The sequence below is a fragment of the Microbispora triticiradicis genome, assembly GCF_005864065.1.
GTDB classification, from domain to species: Bacteria; Actinomycetota; Actinomycetes; order Streptosporangiales; family Streptosporangiaceae; genus Microbispora; species Microbispora triticiradicis.
This window is the reverse complement of the sequence record NZ_VANP01000004.1, coordinates 71,788-85,606: the sequence shown is the minus strand read 5'-3', so window position 1 is coordinate 85,606 and position 13,819 is coordinate 71,788. Positions and strand designations below refer to the sequence as shown.

At 71.5% G+C, this 13,819-nt stretch carries 14 protein-coding genes and 1 pseudogene; 8 read left to right on the top strand and 7 right to left on the bottom strand.

The genetic code is table 11. The features are described from left to right. Nucleotides 1-140 precede the first annotated feature (140 nt). Both FED44_RS11690 and FED44_RS11685 read left to right on the top strand, forming a co-directional pair. A complete protein-coding gene (locus tag FED44_RS11690) occupies nt 141-914 on the top strand; it encodes an SDR family NAD(P)-dependent oxidoreductase (protein WP_138460664.1) in 774 nt (257 codons plus the stop codon). A gap of 301 nt (nt 915-1,215) precedes the next feature. After that, nucleotides 1,216-1,677 (top strand): hypothetical protein, encoded by a 462-nt coding sequence (locus FED44_RS11685; RefSeq protein ID WP_138460663.1) that lies wholly within the window; start codon nt 1,216-1,218, stop codon nt 1,675-1,677. A 40-nt stretch (nt 1,678-1,717) separates the two neighbouring features. Here the strand turns inward: FED44_RS11685 and FED44_RS11680 are convergent, their stop codons facing one another. Next, nucleotides 1,718-2,197, bottom strand: coding sequence for a pyridoxamine 5'-phosphate oxidase family protein (locus FED44_RS11680; protein ID WP_111697589.1), 480 nt, complete (start codon nt 2,195-2,197; stop codon nt 1,718-1,720). Between the two features lie 190 nt (nt 2,198-2,387). On the opposite strand from FED44_RS11680, the gene FED44_RS11675 reads away from it, so the two are divergent. Then, nucleotides 2,388-4,448, top strand: coding sequence for a cellulose binding domain-containing protein (locus FED44_RS11675; RefSeq protein ID WP_138460662.1), 2,061 nt, complete (start codon nt 2,388-2,390; stop codon nt 4,446-4,448). Here FED44_RS11675 and FED44_RS38415 read toward each other — a convergent pair. After that, nucleotides 4,414-4,815 carry an FAD-dependent oxidoreductase gene (locus tag FED44_RS38415; protein WP_396699796.1) on the bottom strand — a complete coding sequence of 134 codons (402 nt, stop codon included), beginning with the start codon at nt 4,813-4,815 and terminating at the stop codon, nt 4,414-4,416. The genes FED44_RS11675 and FED44_RS38415 overlap by 35 nt on opposite strands. Between FED44_RS38415 and FED44_RS11665 the strand changes: the two are divergent. From FED44_RS11665 to FED44_RS11650, 4 genes and pseudogenes are all read left to right on the top strand, one after another. Then, nucleotides 4,744-4,983, top strand: a pseudogene (locus FED44_RS11665) (IS1380 family transposase); the annotation flags it as partial. The gene FED44_RS38415 and the pseudogene FED44_RS11665 sit on opposite strands and share 72 nt — an antisense overlap. A 285-nt stretch (nt 4,984-5,268) precedes the next feature. Next, nucleotides 5,269-5,742 carry a nuclear transport factor 2 family protein gene (locus FED44_RS11660; protein ID WP_111697587.1) on the top strand — a complete coding sequence of 158 codons (474 nt, stop codon included), beginning with the start codon at nt 5,269-5,271 and terminating at the stop codon, nt 5,740-5,742. 473 nt (nt 5,743-6,215) lie between these two features. Next, a complete protein-coding gene (locus tag FED44_RS11655) occupies nt 6,216-6,554 on the top strand; it encodes an ATP-binding protein (protein WP_208758929.1) in 339 nt (112 codons plus the stop codon). 294 nt (nt 6,555-6,848) lie between these two features. Further along, entirely contained in the window at nt 6,849-7,433 is a 585-nt protein-coding gene (locus FED44_RS11650) for a TetR/AcrR family transcriptional regulator (protein ID WP_208758928.1), read from the top strand. A gap of 313 nt (nt 7,434-7,746) precedes the next feature. Here the strand turns inward: FED44_RS11650 and FED44_RS11645 are convergent, their stop codons facing one another. The 5 genes from FED44_RS11645 to FED44_RS11625 all read right to left on the bottom strand — a co-directional run bounded on the left by FED44_RS11645 (nt 7,747) and on the right by FED44_RS11625 (nt 11,930). Continuing rightward, nucleotides 7,747-8,145, bottom strand: coding sequence for a VOC family protein (locus FED44_RS11645; protein ID WP_111697586.1), 399 nt, complete (start codon nt 8,143-8,145; stop codon nt 7,747-7,749). Nucleotides 8,146-8,445: 300 nt separating this feature from the next. Continuing rightward, a complete protein-coding gene (locus tag FED44_RS11640) occupies nt 8,446-9,048 on the bottom strand; it encodes a class I SAM-dependent methyltransferase (protein WP_138460660.1) in 603 nt (200 codons plus the stop codon). 4 nt (nt 9,049-9,052) lie between these two features. Further along, nucleotides 9,053-10,045, bottom strand: coding sequence for a helix-turn-helix transcriptional regulator (locus FED44_RS11635; protein WP_111697584.1), 993 nt, complete (start codon nt 10,043-10,045; stop codon nt 9,053-9,055). 66 nt (nt 10,046-10,111) lie between these two features. After that, nucleotides 10,112-10,792 carry a response regulator gene (locus FED44_RS11630; protein WP_138460659.1) on the bottom strand — a complete coding sequence of 227 codons (681 nt, stop codon included), beginning with the start codon at nt 10,790-10,792 and terminating at the stop codon, nt 10,112-10,114. Nucleotides 10,793-10,796: 4 nt separating this feature from the next. Further along, nucleotides 10,797-11,930 carry a sensor histidine kinase gene (locus tag FED44_RS11625; RefSeq protein WP_138460658.1) on the bottom strand — a complete coding sequence of 378 codons (1,134 nt, stop codon included), beginning with the start codon at nt 11,928-11,930 and terminating at the stop codon, nt 10,797-10,799. Nucleotides 11,931-12,158: 228 nt separating this feature from the next. Between FED44_RS11625 and FED44_RS11620 the strand changes: the two genes are divergently transcribed. Then, the gene (locus tag FED44_RS11620) at nt 12,159-13,697 is read left to right on the top strand and encodes a nitrilase-related carbon-nitrogen hydrolase (protein ID WP_167521451.1); all 1,539 of its coding nucleotides are present in this window, start codon (nt 12,159-12,161) and stop codon (nt 13,695-13,697) included. Nucleotides 13,698-13,819: the final 122 nt, after the last annotated feature.

The window sequence follows — 13,819 nt, the reverse complement described above, 5'->3', positions numbered from 1 at the left end:
CGCGCGGCGCGCAGGCCTCGCGCCCCCTCCGTACGGGGCGTACGTGGCCGGGGCGCGGCGTGCGGGGTGACCAGGACGGGGTGCGGAGCAGACAAGGGCGGACGCCGGACCGGGACGGGCCGCTGCTAGCGTCGCCCGATGTGCCGATCTACATCGAAGAGCTCTTCTCGCTGACCGGCCGGGTGGCCCTGGTCACCGGAGGCAGTTCCGGCATCGGATACGCGATGGCGGAGGCCCTCGGGCGGGCGGGGGCGGCCGTGGTCCTGGTCGCCCGCCGCGAGAAGGAACTCGCCGAAGCCGCCGCCCGGCTCGACGGCCACGGGGTGCGCGCGGCGACGATCAGCGCCGACCTCGGCGACCGCGCCGCCATCGCCCGCGTGTGCGAGCAGGCGGACGGATTCTTCGGCGGCATCGACATCCTCGTCAACGACGCCGCCAACAACATCCGCAGGCCCATGGCCGACCTCACCGCCGGCGACTACGACCAGACCATCGCCGTCAACCTCACCGCGCCGTTCCTGCTCGGGCAGCACTTCGGCCCCCGGATGGCCGCCCGAGGCTGGGGACGGATCATCAACATCGGCTCCCAGCAGTCGATCAGCGCCTTCGGCGACAGCGGCGTCTACGGCGCGGCCAAGGCCGCCGTGTGCGGGCTGACCCGCTCCCAGGCCGAGGCGTGGTCCGGCCGCGGAGTCACCGCCAACACGATCGTGCCGGGATTCGTGCTGACTCCCCTGACCGCGCCCGCCCAGGCCGTCCCCGGGCGGGTGGAGGCGCTGGCCGCCCGGAGCATGACCGGCCGCAACGGCGTTCCCGGCGACTTCCACGGCGTGGCCGTCTTCCTCGCCTCCGACGCCGCGTCGTACGTCACCGGCCAGGCCATCTGCGTCGACGGCGGTTTCAGCGTCCACTAAGAGGCGCCGGTCAGCCCGGCCGGCGGCGGCGATGCCGAGTGCATGACGACAGCGCACCGCCCCTTGGCCCCTGGGCGCAACTACCGGGGTTCCCCGCCGGGTAGGAGGGTCACGTCCCGGCGGAACCGGAACGAGCGACAGCGAGCGCCGGGGCAGGAACAGGAAGGCACACACCGAGATGTCCCGCTACCGCACGCGGAGCCCGCGCGGCGCCGTGGTCCTCGCGACAGTCCCCGCAAGAGACACCGCGAGAGGCACAGCGACCATCCCCGCGACCCGGCGGCCGTCCCCGGCCCCGGCGATGGCCCCACCCGCGGCCGCGCTCCTCACCGCGCTGGTGCCCGTGCTGGTGTCCGTGCTTGTCATACCGGCGGGAAGCGCCGCCGCCCAGCCCACAACCGCGCGGGTCTCCGCCGCGCAGTCGGCCGGGGTGCAGTTGGCCAGGATGCACTCGGCCGGGGTGCGGGTCGCCTCGCACCGTCCCCGTACGGCGGCCGCGGCGTTCCACGCGCCCCACCCCGGCGGTGGCGGCGGCGGGGGGCAGGTCATCAGCGGCGGGCGCGCGGCCGGTGCGCAGGGCCGGTCGGGCGCGGGCAGGTCCAACCAGAACCTCAACGGCCTGCAGGCCCCCACCTTCGTCATGGGCCGGACCCAGCATGTGGTCACCGACGTCGGCGGGTACGCCGGGCAGGCCCTCGTCTGCGGGTCCCGGCCCGCCGTCTGCCTGGTCGGGCAGAACATGCCCACCCACTTCAGGTCCTGACGCCCCTTCCGGGCACCACCCTCTCCTGCGGAAGGGGGGGTCAGCGGCGGCGGACCACCCGGTGACCGGCGCCCTCGTGCCACATCTCGATCAGCAGATGCTCCCCCGACTCGTCGACGCGCGTGTAGACCACCTCGGTCACGTCGACCCGGAACAGGTGGAAATCCTGCCCGGGCGGCCCGCCGAACGCCTCACGCACGGCCGGGTCGGTGACCTCGACGGCCCGGCCGGCCAGCTTTGCCTCGCCGTCCCAGGAGGCCGGATCCGCCTCGTCCGGGTCGACCGAGGGGCCGTGGATCGCCACCCGCGGATCGCGGCGCAGGTCGAGCGCCTTCATCGCCCCCGGCATCGACCCCAGCCACACCTCCCCGTTCTTGAACTCCACCTCGGTCCCGCTGATGCGCGGCGAGCCGTCCCGCCGCAGCGTCGCCATGGTCTTGTGCCTGCCCTTTCCCATGCTCGCCAGCACTCGCGCAGCAAGCGCGGGATTCTCCTTCTCGATCTCCTGCCAGGAAGCCATGGGGCCATCCTGCCGAACTCCACCGACATTCCGCCGATCCACCCGCGCCGGCGGTGAGACCAGGCGAATGAAAGTTGCACGCCCCGCCTAACTCCCCCGCAGCTCATGACTGCGCACTAGGCGCTCTCCTTGACCGTTCCACACGGCCTGATCACCATCGCACCGCAAGATCCTCCAGAAAAGGGACGTCATGAGCACCCTGCGCACCTCCAGGCCGGCCCTCGCGCTCCTCATGGGCGCAGCGGTGGCCGCCCAGACCCTCGCGGGAATCCCCTCCGCCGGCGCCGAGACGACGCCGGTCACCGTCACCGTGAACACCCGCGCGGCCCTGGCGGTCGCGTCCGATACCGCGGTGGGCACCAACCACGCGATTTGGGACTCCAACCTCGGGACGAACGAGACCGCGGACCTCCTCAAGGCCGCCGGTGTGAAGATGCTGCGCTATCCCGGCGGGTCGTACGCCGACATCTACCACTGGAAGACCCACACCGCCCCCGGCGGCTACGTCGCGCCCAACACCGATTTCGACACCTTCATCCGCGGGGCGCAGCGCACCGGCGCGCAGCCGATCGTTATCGCCAACTACGGCACCGGCACCGCCGAGGAGGCCGCCGACTGGGTCAAGTACGCCAACGTCACCAAGGGGTACGGCGTCAAGTACTGGGAGATCGGCAACGAGAACTACGGCAACGGCCACTACGGCGCCGACTGGGAGGCCGACGACCACACCGACAAGACCCCGGCGGAGTACGCCAGGAACGTCGTGAAGTACTCGGACGCCATGAAGGCCGTCGATCCCACCGTCAAGATCGGCGCGGTGCTCACCTCCCCCGCCAACTGGCCCGACGGCATCGTCGCCGACGGTGACCAGGCCACCTGGAACGACACCGTCCTGTCGATCGCCGCCTCGAAGATCGACTTCGTCATCCTGCACTGGTATCCCCCGCACACCGACGTCGCCGACGTCCTCACCAAGACCGCGCACATCCCCGACATGATCTACATGGTCAAGCAGCAGATCGCCAAGCACGCGGGCGCCCGCGCCGGTGACATCGGCATCGCCATGACCGAGATCAACAGCGGGATCGCGTACAACACGCAGCCCGCCGCGCTGTTCGCCGCCGACGCCTATGCGGCTCTCATGGAACAGGGACTGTTCACGATCGACTGGTGGAACGTCCACAACGGCATCGGCACCGTCAGCACCGTCGCCGGCCACACCGACTACGGCGACTTCGGCATGCTGTCCAGCGCCGGCTGCACGGGCGATGTCTGCGAACCCCCCTTCAACACGCCCTTCGCCCCCTACCACGCGATCTCCATGGTCAGCGCGTTCGCGCATCCCGGCGACCAGTTCGTCCGCGCGGCCACCGACGAGCCGCTGGTCGCCGCGCACGCCGTCCGCCGCCCCAACGGCGACCTCGCCGTGCTGCTGGTGAACCGCGACCCCGACAGCGAGCGCCAGGTGAAGATCGGGTACGCCGGGTTCGCCCCCGCCGACGAGGCGCCCACGGTGTCCAGCCTCACCAACGGCGCGACGTCCGTCACCACCGGCCACGGCGGCACCGCCACCACCCAGACCCTCCCGCCGTACTCGGTGACCACGCTGGTGCTGCACCCCGCGGCGGCGGCCACGGGCGCTCCCGCGGCTCCCGGGCAGCCCACCGTCAGCGGTGTCACCGACAGGACCGCCACCATCTCCTGGCCCGCCGCCGCACCGGGCGCCGCTCCCGTCGCCAAGTACGAGATCCACCGCCAGAACGGCGCCGTCACCGAGCAGCTCGGCGAGACCTCCGTCACCTCCTACGTGGTCCACAACCTCGTTCCCGGCACCCGCTACACGGTCAACGTGATCGCCCGCGACACCGCCGGCCGCGTCTCCTGGGCCTCCGCGCCGCTCACCTTCACCACCGGCTCTCCCGCCGAGAGCTCCTGCTCCGTACGCCTGACGGACACCACCGACTGGGGCAGCGGGTTCGTCGGCAACGTCGAGATCACCAACACCGGCACCGCCGCCCTCGACGGCTGGACCCTCGGCTTCACCTGGCCCACCACGTGGCAGAGCGTCAGCAGCGGATGGAGCGCCAACTGGGCGCAGAGCGGGAGGTCGGTGACGGTCACCAGCACCCCGGACAACCGCAGGCTCGCCTCCGGCGCCGCCACCTCCATCGGTTTCGTCGGCGCCTACAGCGGCCCCAACGTGCTGCCCACCGCCTTCACCCTGAACGGCACCGTCTGCACCACCCGGTGACCCGGGCCTCCTGAAGAAGACGACCGCGGCGCGGCGTACCGGGTTCACCGCCCGGTACGCCGCGCCGTCGCTTGAGCGGAGTCTCAGCGGCTGTAGTCCAGGAACAGCGTGCCGTTCTTGCCCCGTTCGACCTCGGCCAGGTGCCACGACCGGATGTCACCGCCGTCGAACACCCGCCTGCCGTGGCCGGCCACCGCCGGCGCGACGAGCAGAGCTGGTCGAGGAGCAGCCGGGCGGCCCGCTCGCCGGACCGGAGAGCGCCTTCCATGTAGCCGAAATGGTCCATCTGGGTGTGCTCACCGACATGCTCGACCTGACCGGCTGGCCCAAGGGCATGCGCGTCATCGTCGGCAAAGAACGGCCTCATCCCGGCGCGCAGTTGCGCTTCACCGACATCGGCGGGCATCGCTTCACCTGCTTCGTCACCGACGCCCGCCGCGGCCAGCTCGCCGACCTGGAGCTGCACCACCACCTGCGCGCCAGATGCGAGGACCGCATCCGAGCAGCCAAGGACACCGGCCTGGCCAACCTGCCACGACTCGACGCCGACCGCGCAGCCAACCCGAAACGCACCCGCCGCCTCAACCAGGCACGAGGCCGACTCCCTCGTCGCGAGCCCGTTCACGGTGGCTTGCCCCGGAAGTACCGCTCCACCGGCCGAGGCGTCTGCGCGCGATGGCCCGACAGAGGGGAGGGCTGCCAGGTCGTGGTCGTGTCGGTCTTGCGCGAGAGCAATCGTTCTCGTACGGTCGTGCTTGACGGTGAGAACGCTCGTTCTCGAGCGAGAACGTTCGTTCTCGCACAGGCCCAAGGAAGCGACATGACTGACGAAGCACGCCCTCCGTTCCCGCCGTTCACCCGGGAGACCGCCATCCAGAAAGTCCGCCTGGCGGAAGACGGCTGGAACACCCGCGACCCGCAGAAGGTCGCCCTCGCATACACCGTGGACTCGCGCTGGAGGAACCGCGCGGAGTTCGCCACTGGCCGTGACGAGATCATCTCCTTCCTCACCCGCAAGTGGAACCGGGAGCTGGAGTACCGGCTCATCAAGGAGCTGTGGGCCTTCGACGGCAACCGCATCGCCGTGCGCTTCGCCTACGAATGCCACGACGACTCACGCAACTGGTTCCGCTCCTACGGCAACGAGAACTGGGAGTTCGACGACAACGGCCTGATGCGACTGCGCTACGCCTGCATCAACGACCTCCCCATCAAGGAGTCGGAGCGCAAGTTCCACTGGCCCCTCGGGCGCCGCCCCGACGACCACCCCGGCCTGAGCGACCTCGGCCTCTGACCGCCCGCCCCCGCGCCGTGGATCCGGGCCCGACTCCGGATCCACGGCGTGGCCGTTCGTGCGTGAGGCTGTACCTGCGGCAGGGGCCGCCGCGTACCTGGAGGGCTTTGGCCTCAGGATTCCCTCGCAGGCCTTGAAGACCCTCTCACCTGCGGTGAGCGTGGGGCGTTGCTCCAGATTTCGGCATTTCATACGCATCCCTCTTGCGCTGAGAACGATTGTTCTACAGGCTGATCTCGTTCGATGGAACGATCGTTCTCAGCTGGAGGCTCACGACGCTGTCACCGCTGGCGGGACGGATTGCCGGTTCGGCCGCCGCGAGTGCCGCAGGACCGCTGCCTCGGCCCTGACGCCGACCCAATCCAGGGCCGAGGGCAAAGAAGCTGCAGAACATGAGCCTCTTGATGTGGGCTCGGAAAGTTCAGATGGGCGTTCCCATGACCCTCTCGCACACGGCAACGCAACCCCCGCCGATGGCGCTGCCCTTGTCCGGCGAGCAGCCCCGGACAGCCCCCGTGACCCCGGCGCTGGCCCATGCTCGTACGGGCATGCACCGGCACGGCATGATCGCCCTTCCCGCCGAGGAGCGCTGGGTACACGCCGCCCGCCACTCCGCCGCGTCCCTGCTGGCCCGATGGGACGTCGTCCCGGAGGATCAGGACTCCGTCCTGCTGATCGTCGGCGAGCTTGCGGGGAACGCGGCCCAGCACGGACGGGCCGACATGATCGTGAGCCTCACGTTCGAAGGCCGCGCCGTGCGTATCGAGGTTGCGGACTCCGGCGCCACGGCGCCCTCGCCCCACCCTCGCTGAACCGGTGCCCATGATGAGCACGGCCGCGGCGTGGCCATCGTCGAGTTGCTGGCGGACTGGACCGAGACGCTTGAGGAACGGCATCGCCGACGGGACCGCGCCGGTGTGCGCGTCGCCACGCACCGGCCGGGGTATCCCGGGCGGGCCTTGTGCTCGCTTGAGAGGGCAGAGGGCAGGCCTGCCCGGCCTCGCTCCGGGCAGGCCGCGTTACGGCGACGGTCAGGCCCACGCCCGGGAATGTGCCTTGCGACCTGGAGCGCCGTACCGTAAGAGAACGTTCGTTTTCGAGGATGGGTGATCGAAGTGGAGCTCGAAACGACTGAGCAGCGGATCCTCGACGCTGCCGAGGAACTGTTCTACGGCCGAGGCATACAGTCGGTGGGAATGGATGCGATCCGCACCGCCTCCGGCGTGCCCCTCAAGCGCCTGTACCAGATCTTCCCTTCCAAGGACACCCTGGTCGAGGCGTACCTGAAGCGGCGGGACGCGAGGTGGCTCCATGATCTGGCTCGGTACGTGGATGCCCACGACTCACCTACGCAGCGGATTCTGGCGGTCTTCGACTGGCTGTACCGCTGGTTCAGCGAGCCGGACTACCGCGGCTGCGGCTTCATCAACTCCTTCGGGGAACTGGGAGCGACGTCCCAGGCCGTGGCCGACATCGCGAAGGCCCACAAGGATGCCTTCCGGCGCTATCTCGCCGATCTCGTGGCCGCCGCGGACGCGCCCGCGCGGCTGACCGACCAGCTCGTCCCCCTCGCCGAGGGCGCGATGACCACAGCGGCCATCTCCGGGTCTCCAGAGCCCGCCCGTCACGCCAAGGACGCCGCCCGCACCCTGCTGCGGGCCGCTCACGCAGACGTGGTCACCGCTGCCTGAGCACGCTGTCGCCTTACTCACAGCCCGGGTGTTCGTAGGGGCACCCCGGCCCTTTGCAGCTCGGTTCGGGGCGTTGGGACACAGAGCGAGGACAGCTTGACCGGGGCCGGTGATGCTGTGCGGCAGCCGCCAGGCTCCGAGCGCGGCGCCACGGCCTGCTCGCGTGACGCCCTGATTTGGGCGCGGAAGCGGCAGGGGCCCCGCAGTGGTGGCCCTGGTCGCTCGAAGCGAATCGGCGTGCCGGCCCGGGCCACTCTCAAAGTCGTCGTGCAGCAGAGCAGATGGCTTCAAGACAGGCCTAGTCGCGCTTTGGTCAGATCATCAGGCCCTGGTCGGTCCAGATGACGCCCTTGTTGCGGCACAGGCAGAAGGGGTGGCCGATCGGGTCGGTGTAAACCCGCCAGCCGTAGCCGTTGGGGCCGAAGAAGTCCTGCTGCAGCGTCGCGCCGAGGTCGAGGACGCGGCGCTGCTCGGACTCGATCTCGTCCACTTCGAAGTCGAGGTGGAACTGCTTGGGGTGCTCACTGTCGGGCCACTGAGGAGCGCGGTAGTCGTCCACCCGGATGAAGGCCAGCTCGATCTCGCCGAACTTGATGCCGGCCCAGTCCTCGTGGCTGCCTTCCTTGATCGGGCGACCCGTCACCTCGGAGTAGAAGGCCGCCAGCTTCATCGTGTCCGGGCAGTCGATGATGAAATCGGTGAGTCGCAGCATTCCGCGATCGTGTCACAAGATCAAGGGCGCCTGACCTGGCCCCCCTGCTCGACCTCGTCCCCGGCGGTCCGTATATCCCGGACTTCCTGTGTCCCGTCCCGACCAGCCCGACCCCGGACCTGGCCGGCGAACTGGCGGTCCTGCGCGCCACCCCGCACGAGATCATCCGTACGGATCTCGGCCGCATGGCCGACGAAGCCCCCGGCTCGCTGACCGGCGGCGCCCTGGAGCTGTACCAGGACCGTACGCCTCGCGGCCACGCGCTGCTCGACGGCTGACGGTCGGCCGGGCGGGCCCGGCTCAGGCCTGGGGTTTGCGCCAGACGATGCTGTAGCGGAACAGCGGGTGACGGCGATACCGGGAGCCGGGCAGGAGCTCGGCGGCCAGCTGCCGCATCTGCGGGAACGTCACCGGCGGCGGCCACACCATGGGGGACGGATGCTGCCAGTGGCCCTTCGTGGCGCGGAAGAAGGCGCCGAGGACGGTGCCGGCCAGGTCGTGCGGCAGGTCGGCGGGCATGGTGCTGCGGGCCAGGCCGACGACGGCCAGGACGCCCCCGGGACGCAGCAGGTCGCGCATGCGGGCCAGCCCGGTCGCGGCGTCCATGTGGTGCAGGGTGGCCACGGAGACGACGGCGTCGAACGAGGCCGGCTCGAAGGGGTGGGTGAGGAAGTCGCCGAGGATGTAGTCGATGTCGCCGGGGTGCTCACGGGCCTGCTCGATGCTGGGCGCGTCGAGGTCGATGCCGACGACCTCCGGCACCGTGCGCCGGAGTTCGCGGGCGAGCATGCCCTCGCCGCAGCCCACGTCGAGGGCGCGCCGGGCCTCGCCGGAAACCGCGCGCAGGATGTGGGGGTGATAGTGGATGTTGCCGTTCCACCGTCTGCCGGTGATCTCTGACATGCGCTCATCCTGCCGTGCCGGGCTCCTGCCGCGTGCCGTACAGGCGGGACAGGTCCGCGACGGCCTCGGCCATCAGCGCGCGCAACTCGGCGGGTTCCAGCACCTCGACCAGGGTGCCCAGGCGCAGCAGCAGCCATCGCGCGTGCGTGAGCGACTCGATCGGCACCGTCAGCCGCGTCCACCCGCCGGGCTCGGCATGCCCGTTCGCCAGTGCCTTGTCCACGACGTCGCCGCCGAGGGTGTACCGGAACAGGTCCTCCCCACCGGGTGCGAGCCGTACGACCGCCTCGGCGGTGTACATGCGGGCGGCGAACTCCTCGGCGAAGTCGCGCCAGAACTCCGCGAGGTCGAAGTCCGGCGGCCGTTCGAAGCGCTCGCCGAGGACCTCGGCCTCAATGATCCGGCTCACCCGGTAGGTCCGCACCGTGCCCGAGCAGGCCGCGGCCAGATACCACGAGCCGCCCTTCAGCACCAGGCCGTACGGATGCAGCAGGCGTTCGACCTCGGCCGGTCCCCAGCGGCGGTACCGCGTGCGGAGCACCCGTTCCTCCCAGACCGCCTCCGCGACCTCCGTGAGGAACGGCGCCTCGTCGGCGCTGCGGTACCACCCCGGCACGTCGAGGTGGAACCGCTCCCGCATCCGCGCCGCGTGCGACCGCGGTCCGGGCGGCAGCGCGGCCAGCAGCTTCAGCTCCGCCGCCGCCGCGAACTCGCCCAGCCCCAGCTCGGCGGCCGGCCCCGGCAGGCCCGCCAGGAACAGCGAGGACGCCTCCTCCGCGGTGAGCCCGTTGAGACGGGTGCGGTAGCCGTCGAGCAGCCGGTAGCCGCCCAGCGGCCCGCGGTCGGCGTACACCGGCACTCCGGCGGCGGAAAGCGCCTCGACGTCCCGGTAGACGGTGCGGACCGACACTTCGAGTTCTTCGGCGAGTTCGGCGGCGGTCACCCTGTCGCGGGTTTGGAGTAAGAGGAGTAGCGACAGCAACCGGCTCGCACGCATGTCGACCAGTCTGCCACCTTTACAGTGTAGATCAATCCGGTCTAGCCCAGAGGCGGCACCGCGTCGTCAGCGCCGGTCGGTGCGGGGCATCTCCTGCTCGCCGACGACGACCAGTCCGGATTCGTACGCGAAGACGACGGCCTGGGCGCGGTCGCGCAGGTCCAGTTTCGTCAGCAGGTTGCTCACGTGGCTCTTGACCGTGTGCTCGGAGACGACCAGATCCGCAGCGATCTCGGCGTTGGACCGGCCCCGCGCGAGCAGCCGCAGTGTGTCCGTCTCCCGGTCGGTGAGTTCGGCGAGTCGCCGCTGTAGCCGGGGCCGGGCACGTCCACGCCCGACGAACTCGGCGACCAGGCGCCGGGTGATCGCGGGAGCCAGCAGCGACTCCCCCTCGGCGACCAGGCGGACGGCGCGGACGAGGTCGTCCCGGCGCACGTCCTTGAGCAGGAAACCGCTGGCCCCGGCGCGCAGGGCGTCGTAGACGTACTCGTCGACGTCGTACATCGTCAGGACCAGCACCTTCGCGCCGGTCCTGCGGCACACCCGCGCGGTGGCCTCGACCCCGTCCATGCCGGGCATCCGGATGTCCATGAGCACCACGTCCGGCTCCAGTTCGACCGCCTTCGCCACGGCCTCGGCGCCGTCGGCCGCCTCGCCGACCACGGCGATGTCGTCGTGGGCGCCGAGGATCATCGCGAAGCCGCCGCGGAACAGGTCCTGGTCGTCGGCGACGAGCACGCGCAGCACGCCGTCAGCCGATCGGCAGGGTCGCGGCGACGGTGAGCCCCGGGTTTCCCGGCCGGACGGCGAGCCGGCCGCCACAGGCCGTGACCCGCTCCCGCATCCCGATCATGCCGTGTCCTTCCTGTAGCTCACGCCCGCCCCGGCCGTCGTCGGCGACCTCGACCTCCAGGGTGTCACCCGACCAGCGGAGCCCGACGCGGACGGTGCTCGCGCCGGCGTGCCGGATCGTGTTGGTCAGCGCCTCCTGGACGATCCGGTACGCGGCGACGTCCACATCGGAGGGAAGGCGCCGTGGCTCGCCCCGCACGTCGGCGGAGACGTCCAGGCCCGCCCGGCGGGCGTTGTCCAGCAGGCCGGGCAGGGCGTCGAGCCCGGGTTGCGGCCCCCGGGCCGGAGCCGGGCCACCGAGCCCCTCGCTTCCGCGCAGCGCGCCGAGGATCAGGCGGAGCTGGCCGATCGCGTCCCGCCCCGCCGCCGCGATCGCCTCGAAGACCGCCTCGGCCTTCTCCGGGTGGTCGCGCGCCACCAGCGGGCCGGTCTCCGCCTGGATCACCATGAGGCCGACCGAGTGGGTCACGATGTCGTGCATGTCGCGGGCGATCCGGGTGCGTTCGCGTGCGACCGCGGCGGCGCGTTCCTCGCGGACGCGCGCTTCCCGCTCCCGTTCGGCCTCCCGGCCCGCCCGCCGGGCGCGTGCGCTCACACCAAGCGCGTACGCGGCGACGATCGCGGTGAGGAGGTAACGGTAGGTCTCCAGGTTCTCCTGCGGGACGACGAGCGACACGGCCACGCCGGCGGCGAGACCCGCGACGCCCCCGGCGCGGCGTGCCCGGGAGAGGTCCGCCGCCGCGAACGTGTAGGTGCACACCAGCACGCCGTACGGCAGCAGCAGCACCAGAGCCCCGGAGTGCGGCAGCGGCTTCACCGCGATCGCCAGGACCGTCGTGGCGCAGCCCACGACCGCCCCGACGGGGAGAACGGCGCGGCGCCGCCACAGCACCGGCACCGACATCAGGACGGCGAGCGCCACGGCCCACCACGGCTGCCGGTACGGGACCAGGACGGGCGTCACCGTCATCACGGTGACGACGGCGGTGATCGCGACGTCGGCCCTTGATGGACTCAGGATGCTCGCCCGCATGACCGGCTCCGGGGTTGTCGGAGAGAACCCGGCAAGACTATGCGCGCGGCCCCGCCGTCGCCTCCGCCGCTCGGCTGACGACCGTCTCACTCCTTCGAGTGAGACCCGCTGCCACGCCTCTCCGAGCGGCCCCGGTCCCTGCGACCGGCACCCGGACCGCTCCCTCCGGTGATGCGCGTCCAGGCCGGATCCCGGAAGGTCGGGGCGGCTGAAGAAGGAGGCTGCACGATGAATTCACGGATTCGGCGTCTGACCGTGGCGCTCGCCGCCACGGCGCTGTCGGCGACGCTGTTGCATCTCGGCACCGGGCTCACGCCGGCGCCCTGGCTCACCTGGCTCGCACCGCTGCCGGTGCTCGTCCTCGCCCACCACGTCGGCGCTCGCACCGCGTTCCTCGCGGCGTCGGCCGCGTGGCTCGGCGGCGAGACGGCGATGTGGGGCTACTTCCTCGACACGGTGCGGATCCCGCCGCCGATGGTCGTGTCGCTGATCGTCGGATCGGCGCTGCTGTTCGGGCTGGTCGTCCTGGCGTCCCGGGCGCTGGTGCTGAAGGGACGTCCGCTGACGGCCGCCGCCGTCGTGCCGGCGGCCTGGGTCGCCGTCGAGTACGCGTTCTCGGTGCTGTCGCCGAACGGGGCGTGGTGGAGCATGGCCTACACCCAGGCCGACGTCCTTCCGGTCCTGCAGACCGTCTCGGTCACCGGACCGTGGGGAGTCACGTTCCTGGTCCTCGGGGTTCCCGCGGCCGTCGCCGCGTTCTCCGCACCGCGGGCCGGCGGGCGGCTGCGGGTGGCGGTCACCGCCGCGATCGTGCTGACCCTGGCCGTGGGGTACGGCGCCTGGCGGCTGCGCCCGCCGTACGGGGAAGGCTCGGACGGGAACGGATCGGGCGGGGACGGCTCGGGTTCGGAGAAGGTGGCGCTGCTCGCCGCCGACCGGAACGGCTCGGTCCCGGTCGCCTCGGCGGAGGGACGTGCCCTCCTCGGGAGGTACACGGCGCGGATCCCGGACCTCGCCGCACGCGGCGCGCGGGTCGTGGTCATGCCGGAGAAGGTCTTCGTCGCCGACGACGCGACGCTGCCCGTCCTGGCGGTGCCGCTGGCACGGCTCGCCGCCGACCACCACGTCGACATCATCGCCGGGCTGATCCTCAAGCGGTCCGATGGCCTCCGCAACGCGGCCGTCGACTTCCCCGCCGACGGGAGCCGGCCGGTCGAGTACTTCAAGCACCACCTCATCCCCGGGCTGGAGAGCGAGTTCCAGCCCGGCGACCGCAAGGCCTTCGTGCCCGGTTCGGGCCTCCGCTGGGGGATCGCGATCTGCTTCGACCTCGATCTGCCCGGCCTGGTGCGCGACTACCGCAGGAGCGGCGCCACGGCGATCTTCGTACCCGCCTGGGACTTCGACCGGGACCGCTGGCTGCACGGCAGGATGGCGGTCACCCGGGGCGTCGAGACCGGGCTCACGGTGGCGCGTGCGGCGCGGAACGGCGACCTGGTCGTGAGCGACGCCAACGGCCGGATCCGGACCGAGGCGCACAGCGCGGACGCGCCGTTCGTGTCCGCCCTCACCGCGCTGCCCACCCGCTCGGCGGAAACGCCCTACACACGGTTCGGCGACTGGTTCGCCTGGGCCTGCGCTCTCCTGCTGCTGCTCGCGCTCGCGTCCCTGGCCCGCGTCCGGGCCGCGGCAGGCGCCCGGCGTGCGCCGGCCGCTCCCCCACGGCGGGATCTCCAGGACCGGGATCGAGCAGCTCAGCCCGGTTGACCACCTGGCGGTCACCGCTCGGACGGCCGGCCTGACGCCTGTCCGTCCCCACCGGCGCGGCGGGCGGATTCCCGGCTTCGCGAGTTGTACGGTCACGAGCCGTAAGCCCATGTCCCGCACCG

What these genes read in the sequence shown, in the direction of transcription:
- FED44_RS11680 (WP_111697589.1), bottom strand. Translation starts at nt 2,197, where the DNA reads ATGGCTTCCTGGCAGGAGATCGAGAAGGAGAATCCCGCGCTTGCTGCG.
- FED44_RS38415 (WP_396699796.1), bottom strand. Translation starts at nt 4,815, where the DNA reads ATGAGGCCGTTCTTTGCCGACGATGACGCGCATGCCCTTGGGCCAGCC.
- FED44_RS11640 (WP_138460660.1), bottom strand. Translation starts at nt 9,048, where the DNA reads ATGTCAGAGATCACCGGCAGACGGTGGAACGGCAACATCCACTATCAC.
- FED44_RS11625 (WP_138460658.1), bottom strand. Translation starts at nt 11,930, where the DNA reads ATGCGGGCGAGCATCCTGAGTCCATCAAGGGCCGACGTCGCGATCACC.
- FED44_RS11655 (WP_208758929.1), top strand. Translation starts at nt 6,216, where the DNA reads ATGGCGCTGCCCTTGTCCGGCGAGCAGCCCCGGACAGCCCCCGTGACC.
- FED44_RS11660 (WP_111697587.1), top strand. Translation starts at nt 5,269, where the DNA reads ATGACTGACGAAGCACGCCCTCCGTTCCCGCCGTTCACCCGGGAGACC.
- FED44_RS11620 (WP_167521451.1), top strand. Translation starts at nt 12,159, where the DNA reads ATGAATTCACGGATTCGGCGTCTGACCGTGGCGCTCGCCGCCACGGCG.
- FED44_RS11635 (WP_111697584.1), bottom strand. Translation starts at nt 10,045, where the DNA reads ATGCGTGCGAGCCGGTTGCTGTCGCTACTCCTCTTACTCCAAACCCGC.
- FED44_RS11685 (WP_138460663.1), top strand. Translation starts at nt 1,216, where the DNA reads ATGGCCCCACCCGCGGCCGCGCTCCTCACCGCGCTGGTGCCCGTGCTG.
- FED44_RS11675 (WP_138460662.1), top strand. Translation starts at nt 2,388, where the DNA reads ATGAGCACCCTGCGCACCTCCAGGCCGGCCCTCGCGCTCCTCATGGGC.
- FED44_RS11645 (WP_111697586.1), bottom strand. Translation starts at nt 8,145, where the DNA reads ATGCTGCGACTCACCGATTTCATCATCGACTGCCCGGACACGATGAAG.